This window comes from Saccharothrix algeriensis (assembly GCF_016907655.1).
Classification (GTDB): domain Bacteria; phylum Actinomycetota; class Actinomycetes; order Mycobacteriales; family Pseudonocardiaceae; genus Actinosynnema; species Actinosynnema algeriense.
The window spans coordinates 4703455-4721117 of sequence record NZ_JAFBCL010000001.1; the positions used below are offsets into that span (position 1 = coordinate 4703455).

Consider the following 17663-nt stretch of genomic DNA (forward strand, 5'->3'; position numbering starts at 1 on the left):
GGTGACACCCCGGCCGCGGGCCCTCGACCTGAACCCCGGCTGCAGACCCCGACCGCGAACCCGGCTGCGGGCCCTCAGACGACCAGGTCCAGCGCCCGCTCCCCGGTGGGCTCCAGCCGCAGGCCGGCCGCGGCGGCGATCCGCACCAGCGACCGGACGGAGTTCGCCCCGGCCCGCGACCGCACGATCGCGCGGGCCAGCAACCCCTTGTGCGCCTTGTTGAAGTGGCTGACCGCCTGCCGGCGGCCGGCGGCGTCCTCGGTGACCACCCGGACGGTGACGGCGTGCGGGAGCTTCGCGAGCGACGAGTACGGCGCCGACCGCAGGTCGATCACCTCGACCCCGGCCAGCGCCGGGCCGAGCACGGGGCGCCACAGCGCGCCCAGCGGCCCGACCGAGGGCAGCGCGCTGCCGCCGGACAGCCGGTAGGCCGGGATCGGGTCCCCGCCGCGGACGACGCCGAACAGGGCGGAGGCGACCGCGAGCCGCTCGGCGGCCCGCGAGCGCTCGGCCCTGGTCAGCGTCTTCAGGTCCAGGTTGTCGTAGAGCACGCCGGTGTAGCGGTCGAGCGCCGGCGTCGTCGGCGAGGTGCGCAGCTCGGCGTTGCGCCGCACCTCCGACGCCTGGCGCTCGGACAGCCCGAGGGCGGCCAGGCTCGCCGGCACGTCGGCGGAGAGGTCGACCAGGGCGTCGACCAGCTTCGCCCGCACCGGGTTCAGCTCCGGGTGCGCCAGGCGGTCGAGGTCCAGGGGCGCGCCGCGGCCCCCGATCGCCTTGGTCTCCGACGGGGGCAGCAGCACCAGCACGACCCGGGAGCCTAGTGCGCCGGCCGGCGCCGCCCCGACCGAGGCGGGGCGGCGGCGGGCGTCACCCGGGCTGGCCGATGCAGAACTGGTTGCCCTCCGGGTCCGCCAGCACCGTCCACGTCAACCCCGGCACGGTGTGCTCGGCCACCTCCGTCGCGCCCAGCCCCACCAGCCGGGCCACCTCCGCCGCCCGGTCCGCCACGTGGGCGTCGAAGTGCAGCCGGTTCTTGCCCGGCGTCGGGTCCTCCACGCGCTGCAGCCCCAGCTGCACCCCGCCCTCGGCGGTCGGCGCGAGGACGAGGAACTCGCCCCAGTCGTGCTGCACCTGCGTCCCCAACGCCTTGCTCCAGAAGTCGGCGAGCTTCTGCGGGTCCGCGGTGTCGATGGTGATCATCCCGATCGTGAGCGTCATGCCCGGGACGCTAGTCGCGACCACCGACAATCCGGGGGGCGCCGACGCCCGCCCCGCCCCCCCGCCGCGGACCGGCCGGAACCCGTTGGAACCGGCCGGGCGCTGTTCACTACCCTTTCCGGACAACCCGCGCCACGAGGAGCACCCACCGTGATCACGAGGATGTCGTCGCTGTTCCTGCGCACCCTGCGCGAGGACCCGGCCGACGCCGAGGTACCCAGCCACAAGCTGCTGGTCCGCGCCGGCTACGTCCGCCGCGTCGCGCCGGGCGGGTACTCGTGGCTGCCGTTGGGGCTGCGCGTGCTGCGCAACGTCGAGCGGGTCGTGCGCGAGGAGATGGACGCGATCGGCGCGCAGGAGATCCACTTCCCCGCGCTGCTGCCCCGGGAGCCCTACGAGGCGACCGACCGGTGGACCGAGTACGGGCCGAACCTGTTCCGCCTCAAGGACCGCAAGGGCGCCGACTACCTGCTCGGGCCCACGCACGAGGAGCTGTTCGCGCTCACCGTGAAGGGCGAGTACTCGTCCTACAAGGACTACCCGGTCACGCTCTACCAGGTCCAGACCAAGTACCGGGACGAGGCGCGCCCCCGCGCGGGCATCCTGCGCGGCCGGGAGTTCGTGATGAAGGACTCCTACTCCTTCGACCTCACCGACGAGGGCCTGGCGGAGTCCTACCGGCGGCACCGCGAGGCTTACATCCGCATCTTCGACCGGCTGGGCCTGGAGTACGTGATCGTCTCCGCCACCTCCGGCGCGATGGGCGGCTCGGCCTCGGAGGAGTTCCTGGCGGTCACGCCGACCGGCGAGGACACCTTCGTGCGCAGCACGGAGTCGGACTACGCGGCGAACGTCGAGGCCGTCGCGACGCCCGCGCCCGCCGAGCAGGACGTCGAGGGCAAGCCCGCGGCGCAGGTCCACCACACGCCCGGCACGCCGACCATCGAGTCCCTGGTCGACTTCCTCGGCGCCGCCGGCCTGGGCCGCTCGTTCACCGCGGCGGACACCCTGAAGAACGTCCTGGTGAAGCTGGCCCACCCGGGGCAGCCCGAGCCGGAGCTGCTGGCGATCGGCGTGCCCGGCGACCGCGAGGTGGACTTCAAGCGGCTGGAGGCGGCCGTCGCGCCCGCCGAGGTGTCCATGCTGGACGAGGCCGACTTCGCCCGGAACCCGTTCCTGGTCAAGGGCTACATCGGGCCGGGCGCGCTGCAGGCCAACGGCGTGCGCTACCTGGTCGACCCGCGCGTGGTGCGCGGCACGGCCTGGGTGACCGGCGCCGACAAGGCCGACCACCACGTGGTGGACCTGGTGCAGGGCCGCGACTTCACGCCCGACGGCGTGATCGACGTGGCCGAGGTCCGCGAGGGCGACCCGTCGCCGGACGGCCGGGGCGTGCTGGTCGCCGCGCGCGGCATCGAGATCGGCCACATCTTCCAGCTGGGCCGCAAGTACGCGGACGCGTTCGGGCTCGACGCCCTGGGCCCGGACGGCAAGCCCGTCCGCGTCACCATGGGCTCCTACGGCGTCGGCGTGTCCCGCCTGGTGGCGGTGATCGCCGAGCAGAGCCACGACGAGCGCGGCCTGATCTGGCCCCGCAACGTGGCGCCCGCCGACGTGCACGTGGTGGTGGCGGGCAAGGACGAGGCGCTGCTCGCGGGCGGCGAGAAGGTGGCGGGCGAGCTGTCGTCGGCGGGCCTGCGGGTGCTGCTGGACGACCGCAAGGCCAGCCCCGGCGTGAAGTTCGCCGACGCGGAGCTGATCGGCGTGCCGACGATCCTGGTGGTGGGCCGCGGGCTGGCCAACGGCCTGGTGGAGGTCAAGGACCGCCGCTCGGGCGAGCGGGTGGAGGTGCCGGTGGACGAGGCCGTGCGGCACCTGCTGGACACCGTCCGCGGCTGACGCCCCGGCGTCGGCGGGCCGCTCCCCGGGGGGCGGCCACCGGTCCGGTCAGCGCTCGAGCACCGCGGCCACCACGGCGGAGGTGTCGGACAGGTCCTCCAGCACCACGTGCGCCCCGGCGGCGCGCAGCTCGGCGGCGGTGCTGCGCCCGGTGGCCACGCCGATCGCGTGGGCGCCGTGGTGCAGGGCCGCGTCCACGTCGTGCGGCGTGTCGCCGATGACGACGGCCTCGAACCGCCTGCCGTGCTTGGCCGAGGCCAGCCGGACGGCCTCCAGCACCAGCTCCGGCCGGTGCTCGGAGAGCGAGCCGTAGCCGCCGATGCCGAAGTCGACGTGCTCGTCCAGCCCGAACGCCGCCAGCTTGTGCCGGGCGATCTCCACCAGGTTCCCGGTGACCAGCGACTGCACCACGTCCTCCCGCGCGGCCAGCGCCACCAGCGCCTCGGCTGCGCCGGGCAGGGCGTGCCCGCGCACCGGCAGCTCGGCGCGCTCCCGCGTCGCCACGTCGACCAGCTCGGCGTGCAGCCGGCCGATCAGCTCCTCGGTCGGCTCCAGGTCGTGCAGCTCCAGCAGCTCCAGGGTGATCGAGCGCTCGGTGCGGCCGGCGAAGCTGGGCGTCCGCACCAGGTCGAGCCCCGTGGTCGCATGCAGCGCCGTGCGGTACCAGCTGTGGCCGAGGCCGCGCGCGTCGATCAGCGTCAAGTCGATGTCCCACAGCACCAGCGTGTTCACGGCACGTCCTCGGGATCGGGTTCGGGTGCGCCCGCGCCGGGCGGGCGCGGGCGTCGGGTGGTCCGGGGTGGACGGTCCCCGGCCGGGGACCCGTCAGGCCAGCGGCTTGACGGAGTCGACCATCGCCTGGAGGTCGGCCTCGGCCACCGGCTCCGGGTCGGCGGGCCCGCCCTCGAGGTCGCCGTTGGCCATGAACACGTGGAACCCGGTGCTGCCCTTGAGCACCAGGATCTTCACCACGCCCTTGGTGGCCAGGCAGTCGTTGCCGGACGTGGTGACCGTGGCGTCGACCTGCACGCCCTCGATCTGCGGCCGGTTGCCGTTGGGCACCTTGACCGGCTTGGGCTCGCTGAGCTTGACCTCCGAGGTCTTGCCCGAGCTGTAGTACAGGGTGCCGAGCTTCTGCGCGAACTCCTTCGCCACGGCGGGCATGTCGGTCTGCGGCACGACCACGCCGCCCGTGCTGCCGCGGTTGTACCGCGTGCCGCCGCACTCGTACACGCCGTACACGGTGATGCCGGTGAGCCGGACGTCCTTCATGTCCGGGACCTCCGCCGACCCGGGGTTGGGCGACCAGCTCTTGGGCACCTCGTAGCTGTAGGACAGGCCCTCGACGGGCAGGCAGTTCCAGTTCGGCCTGCTCGCCTCGCACGACGGCCCGCTCGCCCGGGAGGTGGTCGTCGGGGAGGGCGCGGTGGTGGTGGTCGTCGTCGGGTTCTGCGCGCTGGAGTTGGCGACGGGCTGCGTCTCCTCGGCGCCCAGCGTGAAGTACGCGGTGAGGCCGCCGCCGACCAGCAGGACCACGACGAGGCCGACGATCAGCCACACCTTGGCGCCGCCCTTGCGGGGCGGGGGCTCGTCGCCGCCGGAGAACACGCCCAGGCCGCCGTACCCGCCGCCGGGCTGCTGGTCGCCGTAGCCGGGCTGCGGCTGGCCGTAGCCGTGCACCGGCTGCGGGCCGTAACCCGGCTGGGCCCCGTAGCCCGGCTGCTGCCCGAAACCGGGGCCGTAGCCCGGCTGGGAACCGTAGTCCGGCTGGGCCCCGTAGCCGGGCTGCGGTTGGCCGTAACCCGGCTGCCCGTAGCCCTGCTGGGGCCCGCCCGGGTTCTGCTGCCCCCAGTCGCCCTGGCCGGACTGGCCGGCCCAGCCGCTCTGCCCGTCACCTGGGTATGTCACGGCCAAACCGTACCGCGCCGGTTCGCGGGGCGGTCCCGACCGGGAGATCCCGCCTGCGGGCTAGCCGGCCAGGAAGCTCAGCCGGACCTTGCGCACCGGGTTGTCGACGTTGGTGTCGACCAGGCAGACCGACTGCCAGGTGCCCAGCGCCAGCACGCCGCCCAGCACCGGGATGGTGGCGTGCGGCGGCACCAGGGCGGGCAGCACGTGGTCGCGGCCGTGGCCCGGCGACCCGTGCCGGTGCCGCCACCGGCCGTCCTTGGGCAGCAGGTCCCGCAGCGCCGCCAGCAGGTCGTCGTCGCTGCCCGCGCCGGTCTCCAGCACGGCGAGGCCGGCGGTGGCGTGCGGCACCCAGACGTGCAGCAGGCCGTCGCCCTCGACGTCCCGCAGGAACTCCTCGCAGGTGCGGGTCAGGTCGTGGACGACCTCGTCCGCCCCCGTGCGGATCTCGATCTCTTCACTGCGCACGGCTCCCAGCCTAGGTGTCACCGGTCACGCCGGCCCGGACGAGGGGCTGACCGGCCACCGGGCGGTCGGGCAGGATCGACCCGTGCCGCACACCGCCATCGTCACCGGGGCCAACCAGGGGATCGGGGCCGCGACGGCCCGCGCGCTGGCCGAGCGGGGGGTGCGGGTGCTCGTCTCGTTCCTGCGCTACTCGCCCCCGCCCGACCCGAGCCTGCCCGCCGGGTACTTCAGCAGCCGGGAGTCCGGCGCGGAGGCGGTGGTCGAGGCGATCACCGGGGCGGGCGGGCACGCGCACGCGCTGGAGGTCGACCTCACCGACGCGGGCGCGCCGGCCCTGCTGTTCGACACCGCCGAGGAGCTGTTCGGGCCGGTCGACGTGCTGGTCAACAACGCCTCCGGGTGGGTGCAGGACACGTTCCTGGCCGCCGGGACCGACCGGTTCGGCCGCGTGCTGCGGGCGGTCACGCCGCAGACGTTCGACGCGCAGTTCGCGGTGGACGCGCGGGCCGGCGCGCTGCTGATCGCCGAGTTCGCGCGGCGGCACCTGGCGCGCGGCGGCTCCTGGGGCCGGATCGTCGGGCTCACCTCGGGCGGGCCGGACGGGTTCCCGGGCGAGGTGTCCTACGGCGCGGCCAAGGCCGCCCTGGACAACTACACGCTCTCGGCGGCGGCCGAACTGGCGCCGCACGGCGTCACGGCGAACATGGTCAAGCCCGGCGTGACCGACACGGGGTGGGTCAACGACGCGGTGCGCGAGCGGTTCCCCGTGGCGCGGCCGGAGGAGGTGGCGTCGGTGGTGGCGTTCCTGTGCTCGCCCGCCGCCGGGCGTGTGACCGGCAACATCATCCGCCTCCACTGACATTACCGACGGGTAACATCCCCCGCATGAAGGCATCGCTCCTGCGGCGGGGGATGAACCTGTGGCCGCCGTTCCTGTTCGCCGGCATCCGGGTCGTGGCGCTGTCGGACGACTACCGGCACGCCAGGGTGCGGATGAGGCTGCGCTGGTACAACCGCAACTACGTGGGCACGCACTTCGGCGGCTCGCTGTTCGCGATGACCGACCCGTTCTGGATGCTGATGGTGCTGCGCCACCTCGGCCGCGACCACGTGGTCTGGGACCGGGCGGGCGAGATCGACTTCGTGCGGCCGGGGCGGGGCACCGTCCACGCCGAGTTCCGGCTGACCGACGAGCACCTGGCGGAGCTGAGGTCGCAGGCGGCCGGCGGCGGGAAGGCGCTGCTGTGGTTCCCGGTGGACGTGGTGGCCGAGGACGGGACCGTCGTGGCGCGGGTGCGCAAGCAGGTCTACGCGCGGCTGAAGCCGCCCTCGCCGGACGAGCGGGCGTCGCAGCCCGCCGGGGCCTGAGCGCCTGCGGCCCGGCGGTGGACCCGGGGGTCCCCGCCGGGGTGGGATGAGCCCGTGCGCAGCGCCTTCGGCTCCACCTTCGACGTGCCCGCCGGCTACCTGAACACCGCCGGCATCGGGGTGCCGCCCGCCCCGGCCGCGGCGGCCGTCGCCGAGGCCGTGCGGCGGTGGAGCACCGGGCGGGAGGAGCCGACCGGCGCGGACGAGGCGGTGCGGACCGCGCGGGCGGCGTTCGGGCGGCTGGTCGGCGTGCCGGCGGAGCGGGTCGCGATCGGGGCCTCGGTCTCCCAGCTGGTGTCGCTGGTGGCCGCCGCGCTGCCCGCCGGCGCGCGGGTGCTGGTCGCCCGCGGCGACTTCACCTCGCTCACCTTCCCCTTCGCCGCCCGCGGCCTGCGGGTCACCGAAGTCGAGCTGGACGCGCTGGTGCCCGCGGCGGCCGGCCACGACCTCGTGGCGGTGAGCGTCGTGCAGTCGGCCGACGGGCGGGTCGCGGACCTCGACGGGTTGCGGGCGACCGGGGTCCCGGTGCTGCTGGACGCCACGCAGGCGGTCGGGTGGCTGCCGCTGTCGCTGGGGTGGGCGGAGTGGGTGGTCGCGGCCGGGTACAAGTGGCTGATGTCGCCGCGCGGCTGCGCGTGGCTGGCGGGTTCGGCCGCCGGCGTGCGGCGCGCGGTGCCCGTCGCGGCCAACTGGTGGGCCGGCGACGACCCGTGGAGCGCCGTGTACGGGCTGCCGCTGCGCCTGGCTCCCGACGCCCGGCGGCTGGACGTCTCACCGGTGTGGCTGTCGCACTACGGCGCGGCGGTGGCGCTGCCGTACGCGGCCTCGCTGGACCTGGCGGCCGTCCGGGAGCACGACGCGGGGCTGGCGGACTCGCTGCTGGCCGGGCTGGGGCTGCCGCCGCGCGGCTCGGCGATCGTCGCGCTGGACCTGCCGCCCGGCTCGGCGGAGCGGCTGGCGGCGGCCGGGGTGCGGTCCTCGGTGCGCGCCGGCCGGGTCCGGCTCGCGTTCCACCTCTACAACACCGCCGAGGACGTGGAGCTCGTGCTCGAAGCGCTGGCCTAGCCGCCGTCCGTTACGGTGACTGGTTGTGTCGGTTCCCCCCGAAACACCCGAAGAGGTGACGCAGCAGTTACCTCCCGTCCCGGCCCGGCAACCGCTGCTGCAGCCGGTGGAGCAGCCGGCGGCACAACAGCCGCAGCAGCCGGCCCGACCGCAAGCGCAGCAGCCGACGCAGGTCCAGCACCCCGTCCAGGTGCAGCACTCGGCGCAGGCCCAGCACCCGGTTCAGGCGCAGCAGCTGACGCAGGTCCAGCACCCGGTTCAGGCGCAGCAGCCGACGCAGGTGCAGCACCCGGTCCAGGCGCAGCAGCAGTTCCAAGCGCAGCAGCCGACGCAGGTGCAGCAGCCGGCCTGGAACAGGCACCCGGTCCAGGCGCAGCAGCCGACGCAGGTCCAGCACCCGGTCCAGCACCTGCCGCAGCAGCCCGCCCGGCAGCCGGCCCCGCCGCCGGGCCACCACCCCGGCGGGCCGCCGCCCCAGCCCCCGGCCCGCCCGCCGCTGCGCGCCTCGGACACCGCGCCGCTGGGCCGGTCCGAGCTCGGGCAGCTCGAGTCGCTGCTCGGCGCGCCCCCGGCGGCGGCCGGCCCGGCCCGCCCGCCGGCCCCGGCCCGCCGACCGGCCCGCCGCCCGGCGCGCGGCGCGGTGCTCAAGGGGCTCGGCCTGCTCGCGGTGGCCCTGCTCTCCGGCCTGGTGTGGCTGCTGGTCGTGCCCCGGGACGAGCCGCAGCCCGCGCCGCCCACGACGACCACGCCGCCCCGGCCGGCCGGCGAGTTCACCTTCACGCGCTCGCCGCAGGTGCCCGAGCCGCTGAAGGACAGCCAGTGCGCCTCCCACGCCTACGGCAAGACCAAGACGTTCTTCACCGAGACGCCCTGCCAGCAGCTGACCCGGGGCCTGTACACCACCACTACCCCGGACGGGCGAACCGTCTACACGTCCGTGTCGGTGGTGCGGATGAAGAGCCCGGAGGACGCCGACAAGCTGGAGGAGCTGACCTCCCTCGACGGCACCGGGAACGTCAACGACCTGGTGAAGGACGGCGCCGTGCAGGTGCCCGGCCTGCGGTCGCTCGGGTCCGGCGGGTACGCCGCCGAGAAGCGGGACCGGGACGTGATCATCGTCGAGTCCGACGCGGTCCAGCACGCGCCCACCGAGCAGGAGCACAACGCGCTGATGAAGCGGATCTCCGCGGACGCGATCCGGCTGGCCGCCGAGCTGGGCTGACCGGTCGGACCGGGGACGGGCCCCGGTCCGACCCCGGTCACCCCGCGGCCACGCCCGGCAGCGCGACGGGGACCGGCGTCACGCCCGCCACCTTGCGCCAGCGGGTCGCGAGGACCGCCGACGTCGTCAGGGCGTCCAGGGCGGACCGGCGCAGCGCCTGGTCGTCGGTGCGCTCCAGCACGCCGTGCCAGGCGGCGCACGCGTCGGTCTCCGCCGCGACCAGCGCCGCCACGGCGGACGCCGCGCCGTCCACCGGCTGGGGCGTCAGGTAGGCCGGCGCGGGCGGGACCGGCTGGCCGCCCCGGTCGCGCACCCACCGCTCGGTGGTGTCCCGCCGCGCCCGGTGCGCGACGGCCCCCTCGGCCACCGCCGCCGCCTGCTGCTCCACGAACGCGCTGACCAGCCCGTAGGTCCAGACCGCCGCGTGCTCGGCGTGCAGGGCGTCCTGCACCGCCTCCACGTCCCCGCTCACGCCAGCGCCTCCAGCAGGCTCGCGCACCCGGCCGACACCGCGCCCACCAGGCCCGCCCGGTGCGCGGGCACGCCGCCGACCAGGTCGCCCGCCTGCTTGCGGGCCGCCTGCAGCGCGGCGACCAGCGCCTCGCGCGTCGGGTTCGCGGGCGGCGCGGTCGAGGGCGGGGGCGCCGGGGAGGAGGACGCGCCGGGCGCCCGCGGGGTCGCCCGGTCCACCTCGGCCTGCAACCGGTCGGCGTGCTGCGCCCGCGCGGCCGCCGTCTCGGTCGCGCCGACCGCCGCGGCCAGGGCCGCGTCCGAGCGGGCCGCCGCCACCAGGTCGGCCAGCGGGTCCGGCGGCAGCGGGTCGGGCGGGGGTGTGGTGCACGCTACCGCCAGTGGCGCGACGGCCACCGCCAACAGCACGCCGCGCCTGCTGGGCGCAGTTCTTCCGATCACGCGTCCCGATCCTGCCAGAGCCGCCGCGACCGCCTCTGGGGCGTGCGGGGCGGCCGGGACGGGATAGTCTGGGCGACCACGGCCGGCGAGTGCAGCGTCGGCCGGGGTTGCCGTGCCTTCTGCACCCGAAAGGAGTCACCCAGTGTCCAGCCCGCCGCGCGGAGAACTCGCCGCGCAGCTCACACCCGTCGTGCGGGAGGCGGTGGAGGCCATCGGCTTCGACCTCGAAGCGCTCGACGTGCACCAGGCTGGGCGTCGCAGGCTCGTGAAGGTGGTCGTGGACGGCGACGACGGCATCGGACTGGACGAGGTCGCCCAGGCCAGCCGCGCCGTGTCCGCCGCGCTCGACGCGCACGAGCACCTGATCGCGGGCCCGTACACGCTTGAGGTCACCTCGCCGGGCGCCGACCGGCCGCTGACCCGGCCGCGCCACTGGAAGCGGGCGCGCCTGCGGCTGGTCAAGGTCAAGCAGCCCGAGCAGGTCGAGTGGTTCGGCCGGGTCGGCGAGGCCGACGACAGCGGCGTCGTGCTGCTGGTCAAGGGCGAGCTGCGCCGGGTCGAGTACCGGTCGATCGAGCGTGCCGTGGTCGAGGTCGAGTTCAAGCAACCGCCCGTCGAGGAGCTCGCGCTCCTGGAGGGCACGCGTTCGGAGGAGGAGTCGGAGTGAACGTCGACATCGCCGCACTGCGGGCGATCGAACGGGACAAGGACATCCCCTTCGACACCGTGCTGGAAGCCATCGAGACCGCGCTGCTCACCGCGTACAAGCACACCGAGGGGCACCACTCGCACTCGCGGGTGGAGATCGACCGCAAGACCGGCGTGGTCCGGGTGCTGGCCCAGGAGCTGGCGCCGGACGGGTCCGTCGCCGAGGAGTGGGACGACACGCCCGAGGGGTTCGGCCGGATCGCGGCCACCACCGCGCGCCAGGTCATCCTCCAGCGCCTGCGCGACGCCGAGCACGAGCGCACCTTCGGCGAGTTCTCCGCCAAGGAGGGCGAGATCATCGGCGGCGTCGTGCAGCGCGACGCCCGCGCCAACGCGCGCGGCATGGTCGTGGTGCAGATCGGTGACACCGAGGGCGTGCTGCCGCCCGCCGAGCAGGTGCCGGGCGAGTCCTACGAGCACGGCGCGCGGATCAAGTGCTACGTCGTGGGCGTGTCCCGCGGCGCCCGGGGCCCGCAGATCACCCTGTCCCGCACGCACCCGAACCTGGTGCGGCGGCTGTTCGCGCTGGAGGTGCCCGAGATCGCCGACGGCACCGTGGAGATCCCGGCGGTGGCACGTGAGGCAGGTCACCGGTCCAAGATCGCGGTCCGCTCGACGGTGTCCGGCGTCAACGCCAAGGGCGCGTGCATCGGCCCGATGGGCGCCCGGGTCCGCAACGTGATGAGCGAGCTGGCCGGCGAGAAGATCGACATCATCGACCACTCCGACGACCCGGCCACGTTCGTCGGGAATGCCCTCTCACCTGCCAAGGTTGTCTCGGTCAGGGTGCTCGACGAGCGCGCGAAGACCGCGCGCGTGGTGGTGCCGGACTTCCAGCTCTCCCTGGCCATCGGCAAGGAGGGGCAGAACGCCCGGCTGGCGGCCCGGCTCACCGGCTGGCGCATCGACATCCGCAGCGACGCCGACCCGGGCGGAGCCGCTCCCGCAGGTGCGGCGACATCCGGTTCGGCTGATTGAGCAGTAGGAGATAGACTTCTCAGTGGTTCGACGTCGGGGATCGGTTTTGACGCACAACGGCCCGCTTCGCACGTGCATCGGATGCCGCGCCCGGACGTCGCCCTCCGAGTTGCTGCGCGTGGTGGCGGTGGACGGGGCCGTGGTCCCGGACGCGCGCCGACGGCTGTTCGGCCGGGGTGCATGGCTGCACCCCGACCCGGACTGCCTCCGCGCCGCCGAGAAGCGGAGGGCGTTCCCCAGGGCCTTCCGGGTCCAGGGGCCGCTCGACGCCGCACCGGTGCGCGGGCACCTCGAACAGCTGGGGGAACAGGCCGCGGGATCGCCCCGCGACCGGCAGGAAGCAAGGAAGCAGGTCGACCCGTCATGAGTCAGCCGTGAAGCTGAAGACATGAACGCGCGACGTTAAGACGAGGTCGACGGGACTGCCGCCGGCCTCATCACCAGAGGAGTGCAGTGGCAGGCAAGGCCCGCGTGCACGAGCTCGCCAAGGAGCTCGGCGTCACGAGCAAGGAACTGTTGAGCAAGCTCGCCGACCAGGGCGAGTACGTGAAGTCCGCGTCCAGCACCGTCGAGGCCCCGGTGGCCCGGCGGCTGCGCGACGCCTACGCGTCGAAGTCCGACGCCAAGTCCAAGTCGTCCGGCGCCCGCCCGGCGCCCCCGAAGCCGCAGGCGCCCGCGCCGGCCGCGAAGTCCGACGCGAAGCCCGCCGCCCCGGTGGGCAAGCCCGGCCCGCGCCCGGTGCCCGGCCCGAAGCCGCCCGCGCCGAAGCCGGCCGCGCCCGCTCCGGCGGCCCCGGCGGCCCCGGCGCCGAAGCCCGCTCCGAAGCCCGCTCCGGCGGCTCCGGCGCCGGCCCCGGTCGCGCCCGCCGCCCAGGCGGCCCCGGCTCCGGCCCCGTCGCCCGCTCCGCAGGCGCCGAAGCCGTCCGGTCCGCGCCCCGGCCCCCGCGCGCCGCAGCAGCAGCCCGCGGCGGCCCAGCAGAACCCGTCCGTGGTGCCGCCCCGGCCGCAGGCCCCCAAGCCCGCCGGCCCGCGGCCGCCGCGTCCGGGCAACAACCCGTTCGGCGTCGGCGGCGGCGCTCCCGCGCCGCGCCCGCAGGCGCCGCGCCCGTCTGCTCCGGGTGACCGCCCCGAGCGCGGCGGCGACCGCGGCAACGCGCCCAAGCCGGGCGACCCGCGTCCGGCCGGTCCCCGTCCGGGCGGCTCCGCCGGCTCCGGCGGCCCGCGCCCCAACCCCGGCAACATGCCGCCGCGGCCGAACCCGGGCATGATGCCCGGTCGCCCGGCCGGTCCCCGGCCCGGTCCCGGCGGCGGTGGCCGCCCGGGTGGCGGTCCCGGTGGCGGCGGTCGCGGTCCCGGTGGCGGCGGCGGTCGTCCCGGTGGCGGCGGTGGCGGCTTCCGCGGCGGTCCCGGTGGCGGTGGCGGTGGCGGTGGCTTCCGCGGCGGTCCCGGTGGTGGCGGCGGCGGTGGCGGTGGCTTCCGCGGCGGTCCCGGCGGCGGCGGTGGCGCGCCGGCCGGCGGTGGCGGCTTCCGCGGTGGCGGCGGTCGTCCCGGTGGCGGTGGCCCCGGCGGTCGCGGTGGCGCGGCCGGCGCGTTCGGCCGCCCCGGCGGCCCGGCCCGGCGCGGGCGCAAGTCCAAGCGGCAGAAGCGCCAGGAGTACATGGACAACATGCAGGCGCCGTCGGTCGGTGGCGTCCGCCTGCCCAAGGGCAGCGGCGAGACGATCCGGCTGCCGCGCGGCGCCTCGCTGACCGACTTCGCCGACAAGATCAACGCCAACCCGGCCTCGCTGGTGCAGGTGCTGTTCCACCTCGGCGAGATGGTCACCGCGACCCAGTCGGTGTCCGACGAGATCCTGGAGCTGCTCGGCTCCGAGATGAACTACAACGTGCAGGTCGTGTCCCCCGAGGAGGAGGACCGCGAGCTGCTCGGCACGTTCGACATCACCTACGGCGAGAACGCGGGCGACGAGGGCGACCTCCAGGTCCGCCCGCCGGTGGTGACCGTCATGGGTCACGTCGACCACGGCAAGACGCGCCTGCTGGACACCATCCGCAAGGCGAAGGTCGCCGAGGGCGAGGCGGGTGGCATCACCCAGCACATCGGCGCCTACCAGGTCCGCACGGAGCTGGAGGGCAACGAGCGCCTCATCACCTTCATCGACACCCCGGGTCACGAGGCGTTCACCGCCATGCGGGCCCGCGGCGCGAACTCGACCGACATCGCGGTCATCGTGGTGGCGGCCGACGACGGCGTGATGCCGCAGACGGTGGAGGCGATCAACCACGCCCAGGCGGCCAACGCGCCGATCGTGGTCGCGGTCAACAAGATCGACAAGGAGGGGGCCAACCCCGCCAAGATCCGCCAGCAGCTCACCGAGTACGGGCTGGTCGCCGAGGAGTACGGCGGCGACACGATGTTCGTCGACATCTCGGCGAGGCAGGCCATCAACATCGACGGCCTGCTGGAGGCGATCCTGCTGACCGCCGACGCGTCGCTGGACCTGCGGGCCAACCCCGACATGGAGGCCCAGGGCGTCGCGATCGAGGCGCACCTGGACCGCGGTCGCGGCCCGGTCGCCACGGTGCTGGTGCAGCGCGGCACGCTGCGGGTCGGCGACTCGATCGTCGCCGGCGACGCCTACGGCCGCGTCCGCCGCATGGTGGACGAGCACGGCGACGACGTCACCGAGGCGACGCCGTCCCGCCCGGTCCAGGTCATCGGTCTGACCTCGGTGCCCGGCGCCGGCGACTCGTTCCTCGTGGTCGAGGAGGACCGGGTGGCCCGGCAGATCGCCGAGCGCCGCCAGGCCCGCACCCGCAACGCGCTCAACGCGTCGCGGCGCAAGCGCGTGAGCCTGGAGGACCTGGACGCCGCGCTGAAGGAGACCAGCCAGCTCACCCTGATCATCAAGGGCGACAACTCCGGTACCGTCGAGGCACTGGAGGACGCGCTGATGAAGATCGAGGTCGGCGACGACGTCGAGCTGCGGGTCATCCACCGGGGTGTCGGTGGCATCACCGAGGGCGACATCAACCTCGCCGTCGCGGGTAGCGCCATCGTCCTGGGCTTCAACGTCCGGGCCGAGGGCAAGGCGACCGAGCTGGCCAACCGCGAGGGCGTGGACGTCCGCTACTACACGGTGATCTACCAGGCGATCGACGAGATCGAGCAGGCCCTCAAGGGCATGCTCAAGCCGGAGTACGAAGAGGTCCAGCTGGGCCGCGCGGAGATCCGCGAGGTCTTCAAGTCCTCCAAGGTCGGCACGATCGCGGGCTGCATGGTGCTCTCGGGCGAGATCCGCCGCAACGCGCGGGCCCGCCTGCTGCGCGACAACAACGTCGTGCAGGAGAACCTGCCGATCAGCTCGCTGCGCCGGTTCAAGGACGACGCGACCGAGGTCCGCGAGGGCTTCGAGTGCGGTCTGACGCTGGGCAACTACGCCGACCTGAAGGTCGGCGACGTCATCGAGACGTTCGAGATGCGCGAGAAGCCGCGCGCCTAGGAGTTCTCGGCAGATCCGGGGGCCGCCGCTCCGGCGGCGGCCCCCGCCTACCCCCGTGGTGATGACACTTGTACGTGGGTGCCCTTGAGCTGGACGTGCTGCTCGGCGACGTCCACTCGCTGAAGCAGAAGCGGTCCGCGGTGAAACCGGTCGTGGCGGAGCTGCGCCGGAAGTTCGAGGTGTCGGTGGCCGAGGCCGGCCACCTGGACCTGCACCGCCGGGCCCTGATCGGGGTGGCCGCGGTGGCCGCCGACGCCGAGCACGTCAGGGACGTCCTGGCCGCGTGCGAGCGGCTGGTGGCCGGACGGCCCGAACTGGAACTGCTCTCCGCCCGCCACAGGCTGGTCGGGCCGGAGGACGACTGAGCCGCGCGGCGGCTCGTGAAGAGGAACGGGAGGGAGCGCCGTGGCCGACCAGGCACGGGCGCGCAAGCTGGCCAAGCGGATCTCGCAGATTGTGGCCTCCGCGCTGGAGCACGAGGTGAAGGACCCGCGCCTGGCGCGCGTGACGATCACCGACACGCGGGTGACCGGCGACCTGCACGACGCGACGGTCTACTACACCGTGCTGGGCGAGAAGCTGGACGCCGAGCCGGACTTCGCGGGTGCGGCGGCGGCGCTGGAGAAGGCCAAGGGCGTGCTGCGCACGATGGTCGGCCAGCAGACCGGCGTGCGGTTCACCCCGACCCTGACGTTCGTGACCGACACCGTGCCCGACGAGGCCCGGCGGATGGACGAGCTGCTGGCCCGCGCCCGCGAGGCGGACGCGGAGGTCGCGCGGATCGCTTCGGGGGCCGAACCGGCGGGTGAGCCGGACCCGTACAAGCCACCGCGCGAGGACGACGACGCGGACTAGCGTTGGCGGTGTGCCGAACGACCTGAGCGCCGCCCTGGCGGCCGCCGCCGCGACCCTGTCCGCCGCCTCGGACGTCACCCTGCTGGCCCACGTGAACCCGGACGCGGACGCCCTGGGCAGCGCGCTGGCCCTGGGCCTGGTCCTGCACCGGCGCGGCAAGGCCGTGCGGGTGTCCTTCGGCGCGCCCGAGTCGGTGCCGGAGACGCTGCGGGGCCTGGACGTCGCCGGGCTGCTGGTGCCGGCGTCCGAGGTGCCCGCCGCGCCCGAGGTGCTGGTCGCCCTGGACGCCGGCTCGGTGGGCCGGCTCGGTCCGCTGGCGGACCGGGTGGGCGCGGCGGGGGCGGTGGTCGTCCTGGACCACCACGTGTCCAACCCCGGGTTCGGGACGGTCAACGTGGTGGACCCCGAGGCGGAGGCCACGGCGCTGGTCGTGCTGCGCCTGCTCGACGAGCTGGGCGCGGAGCTGGACGAACCGGTGGCCAGGTGCGTGTACGCGGGCCTGGTCACCGACACGCGCTCGTTCCGCCACGCGACGCCGTCGACCCACGAGGTGGCGGCGCGCCTGCTGGCGGCGGGCGTGGACGCGGAGGCCGTGGCCAGGCCGCTGATGGACTCCCACCCGTTCGGGTACCTGGGGATGCTGGCGAAGGTCCTGTCCCGGGCCGGCCTGGAGCGCGGGGCGGCGGGCGGGCTGGGCTTCGTGCACGCGGTCGTGACGCTGGAGGACGCGGCGGGCCTGCGGCCGGAGGAGGTCGAGAGCGTGGTCGACCTCGTGCGGACGACGGCGGAGGCCGAGGTGGCGGCGGTGCTCAAGGAGCTGCGGCCGTCGTGCTGGTCGGTGTCGCTGCGCGCGGTCAGCCGGGTGGACGTGCGGGAGGTCGCCCAGGTGCTGGGCGGCGGGGGGCACCGGTTGGCGGCGGGGTTCACGGCGGAGGGGTCGGCCGGGGACGTGCTGGCGCGGTTGCGGGCGGCGTTGGAGTCGGTCGCGGGGTGATCGGCGCGGCGGTCGGCCGGGTGGTCGGTGGCTGGTCGGCGGGCGGCGGTGGCTGGCCGGTCGGGTGGTTGGTAGGCGGGCGGTCCGCTGGGCGGTTGGTGGTTGGTCGGCAGGCGGTCGGCTGGGCGGTTGGTGGCTGGTCGGCAGGCGGCGGTGGCTGGTCGGCCGGGTGGTTGGTCGGCGGGCGGTCCGCAGGGCGGTTGGTGGTCGGCAGGCGGTCGGTAGCTGGTTGGCGGCCGGTCGGTGGCTGGGCGGTTGGTGGCTGGTTGGCAGGCGGTGGTGGCTGGTCGGTCGGGTGGCTGGGCGGCGGGCGTCGGGTCTCAGGATTGCGGCCGGGGATTGTCGGTGGGGTCTGGGATGATCGAACCGGGGGCCGGAGGCCACGGGCCGTTGCGTGGAGTGCCTGGTCAGGTGCGGTTTCGGAGCGGGGCTTCGGAGGGATCGGAGCGGCGCGGGGCTGAAGGGCGAAAAGCGTCCTCGCCGGACGGGCAGACCACCGAGGATGAGGGAAGGGCGTGGCGTCGTGCCATCCCCGTACGGCCTGTCGGAGACCACCACGCTTGTCCG

General features: G+C 75.1%; 20 protein-coding genes. 12 read left to right on the forward strand and 8 right to left on the reverse strand.

What is annotated here, in order from left to right; genetic code table 11:
- Positions 1-74 precede the first annotated feature (74 nt).
- Both yaaA and JOE68_RS21530 read right to left on the reverse strand, forming a co-directional pair.
- Positions 75-806 (reverse strand): peroxide stress protein YaaA, encoded by a 732-nt coding sequence (gene yaaA, locus JOE68_RS21525; protein ID WP_204844094.1) that lies wholly within the window; start codon positions 804-806, stop codon positions 75-77.
- A gap of 61 nt (positions 807-867) precedes the next feature.
- The gene (locus JOE68_RS21530; protein WP_204844095.1) at positions 868-1218 is read right to left on the reverse strand and encodes a VOC family protein; all 351 of its coding nucleotides are present in this window, start codon (positions 1216-1218) and stop codon (positions 868-870) included.
- Positions 1219-1368: 150 nt separating this feature from the next.
- Between JOE68_RS21530 and JOE68_RS21535 the strand changes: the two genes are divergently transcribed.
- The gene (locus JOE68_RS21535) at positions 1369-3117 is read left to right on the forward strand and encodes a proline--tRNA ligase (RefSeq protein ID WP_204844096.1); all 1749 of its coding nucleotides are present in this window, start codon (positions 1369-1371) and stop codon (positions 3115-3117) included.
- A gap of 48 nt (positions 3118-3165) precedes the next feature.
- On the opposite strand, the gene JOE68_RS21540 is transcribed toward JOE68_RS21535, so the two are convergent.
- The 3 genes from JOE68_RS21540 to JOE68_RS21550 all read right to left on the reverse strand — a co-directional run bounded on the left by JOE68_RS21540 (position 3166) and on the right by JOE68_RS21550 (position 5493).
- A complete protein-coding gene (locus tag JOE68_RS21540; RefSeq protein WP_204844097.1) occupies positions 3166-3849 on the reverse strand; it encodes an HAD family hydrolase in 684 nt (227 codons plus the stop codon).
- A 93-nt stretch (positions 3850-3942) separates the two neighbouring features.
- Positions 3943-5025, reverse strand: coding sequence for a DUF8017 domain-containing protein (locus JOE68_RS21545; protein ID WP_204844098.1), 1083 nt, complete (start codon positions 5023-5025; stop codon positions 3943-3945).
- Between the two features lie 60 nt (positions 5026-5085).
- On the reverse strand, positions 5086-5493 hold the full coding sequence (locus JOE68_RS21550; protein WP_204844099.1) for a YjbQ family protein: 408 nt from the start codon (positions 5491-5493) through the stop codon (positions 5086-5088).
- An 82-nt stretch (positions 5494-5575) separates the two neighbouring features.
- On the opposite strand from JOE68_RS21550, the gene JOE68_RS21555 reads away from it, so the two are divergent.
- From JOE68_RS21555 to JOE68_RS21565, 3 genes are read left to right on the forward strand one after another with little or no spacing between them, the layout of a single operon-like run.
- Positions 5576-6352: an SDR family NAD(P)-dependent oxidoreductase gene (locus tag JOE68_RS21555; RefSeq protein ID WP_204844100.1), complete on the forward strand. Its 777-nt coding sequence runs from the start codon at positions 5576-5578 to the stop codon at positions 6350-6352.
- Between the two features lie 26 nt (positions 6353-6378).
- Positions 6379-6861, forward strand: coding sequence for a DUF4442 domain-containing protein (locus JOE68_RS21560; RefSeq protein ID WP_204844101.1), 483 nt, complete (start codon positions 6379-6381; stop codon positions 6859-6861).
- Between the two features lie 54 nt (positions 6862-6915).
- Complete coding sequence (locus JOE68_RS21565) at positions 6916-7926, forward strand: aminotransferase class V-fold PLP-dependent enzyme (RefSeq protein ID WP_204844102.1); 1011 nt, start codon at positions 6916-6918, stop codon at positions 7924-7926.
- Between the two features lie 67 nt (positions 7927-7993).
- Here the strand turns inward: JOE68_RS21565 and JOE68_RS21570 are convergent, their stop codons facing one another.
- The gene (locus JOE68_RS21570) at positions 7994-8287 is read right to left on the reverse strand and encodes a hypothetical protein (protein WP_204844103.1); all 294 of its coding nucleotides are present in this window, start codon (positions 8285-8287) and stop codon (positions 7994-7996) included.
- Here JOE68_RS21570 and JOE68_RS21575 point away from each other — a divergent pair.
- On the forward strand, positions 8261-9148 hold the full coding sequence (locus tag JOE68_RS21575; RefSeq protein WP_204844104.1) for a hypothetical protein: 888 nt from the start codon (positions 8261-8263) through the stop codon (positions 9146-9148). The genes JOE68_RS21570 and JOE68_RS21575 overlap by 27 nt on opposite strands.
- Before the next feature lie 37 nt (positions 9149-9185).
- Here JOE68_RS21575 and JOE68_RS21580 read toward each other — a convergent pair whose 3' ends face one another.
- Complete coding sequence (locus tag JOE68_RS21580) at positions 9186-9620, reverse strand: ferritin-like domain-containing protein (protein WP_204844105.1); 435 nt, start codon at positions 9618-9620, stop codon at positions 9186-9188.
- Positions 9617-10060 carry a hypothetical protein gene (locus JOE68_RS21585; protein WP_239562310.1) on the reverse strand — a complete coding sequence of 148 codons (444 nt, stop codon included), beginning with the start codon at positions 10058-10060 and terminating at the stop codon, positions 9617-9619. Before JOE68_RS21585 ends, JOE68_RS21580 begins: the two co-directional genes overlap by 4 nt.
- A 142-nt stretch (positions 10061-10202) precedes the next feature.
- On the opposite strand from JOE68_RS21585, the gene rimP reads away from it, so the two are divergent.
- The 7 genes from rimP to JOE68_RS21620 all read left to right on the forward strand — a co-directional run bounded on the left by rimP (position 10203) and on the right by JOE68_RS21620 (position 17096).
- Positions 10203-10727: a ribosome maturation factor RimP gene (gene rimP / locus JOE68_RS21590; RefSeq protein WP_204844106.1), complete on the forward strand. Its 525-nt coding sequence runs from the start codon at positions 10203-10205 to the stop codon at positions 10725-10727.
- The gene (gene nusA, locus JOE68_RS21595) at positions 10724-11746 is read left to right on the forward strand and encodes a transcription termination factor NusA (RefSeq protein ID WP_204844107.1); all 1023 of its coding nucleotides are present in this window, start codon (positions 10724-10726) and stop codon (positions 11744-11746) included. The genes rimP and nusA overlap by 4 nt, the downstream gene beginning before the upstream one ends.
- A 22-nt stretch (positions 11747-11768) precedes the next feature.
- Complete coding sequence (locus JOE68_RS21600; RefSeq protein WP_204844108.1) at positions 11769-12113, forward strand: YlxR family protein; 345 nt, start codon at positions 11769-11771, stop codon at positions 12111-12113.
- A gap of 86 nt (positions 12114-12199) precedes the next feature.
- Positions 12200-15247 carry a translation initiation factor IF-2 gene (gene infB, locus JOE68_RS21605; protein WP_204844109.1) on the forward strand — a complete coding sequence of 1016 codons (3048 nt, stop codon included), beginning with the start codon at positions 12200-12202 and terminating at the stop codon, positions 15245-15247.
- A 68-nt stretch (positions 15248-15315) separates the two neighbouring features.
- Complete coding sequence (locus tag JOE68_RS21610; RefSeq protein ID WP_204844110.1) at positions 15316-15612, forward strand: DUF503 domain-containing protein; 297 nt, start codon at positions 15316-15318, stop codon at positions 15610-15612.
- 40 nt (positions 15613-15652) lie between these two features.
- On the forward strand, positions 15653-16102 hold the full coding sequence (gene rbfA, locus JOE68_RS21615) for a 30S ribosome-binding factor RbfA (protein ID WP_204844111.1): 450 nt from the start codon (positions 15653-15655) through the stop codon (positions 16100-16102).
- 10 nt (positions 16103-16112) lie between these two features.
- Positions 16113-17096: a DHH family phosphoesterase gene (locus tag JOE68_RS21620; protein WP_204844112.1), complete on the forward strand. Its 984-nt coding sequence runs from the start codon at positions 16113-16115 to the stop codon at positions 17094-17096.
- Positions 17097-17663 lie beyond the last annotated feature (567 nt).

Coding starts and splice junctions, on each gene's coding strand:
- JOE68_RS21560 (WP_204844101.1), top strand. CDS start 6,379: ATGAAGGCATCGCTCCTGCGGCGGGGGATGAACCTGTGGCCGCCGTTC.
- JOE68_RS21530 (WP_204844095.1), bottom strand. CDS start 1,218: ATGACGCTCACGATCGGGATGATCACCATCGACACCGCGGACCCGCAG.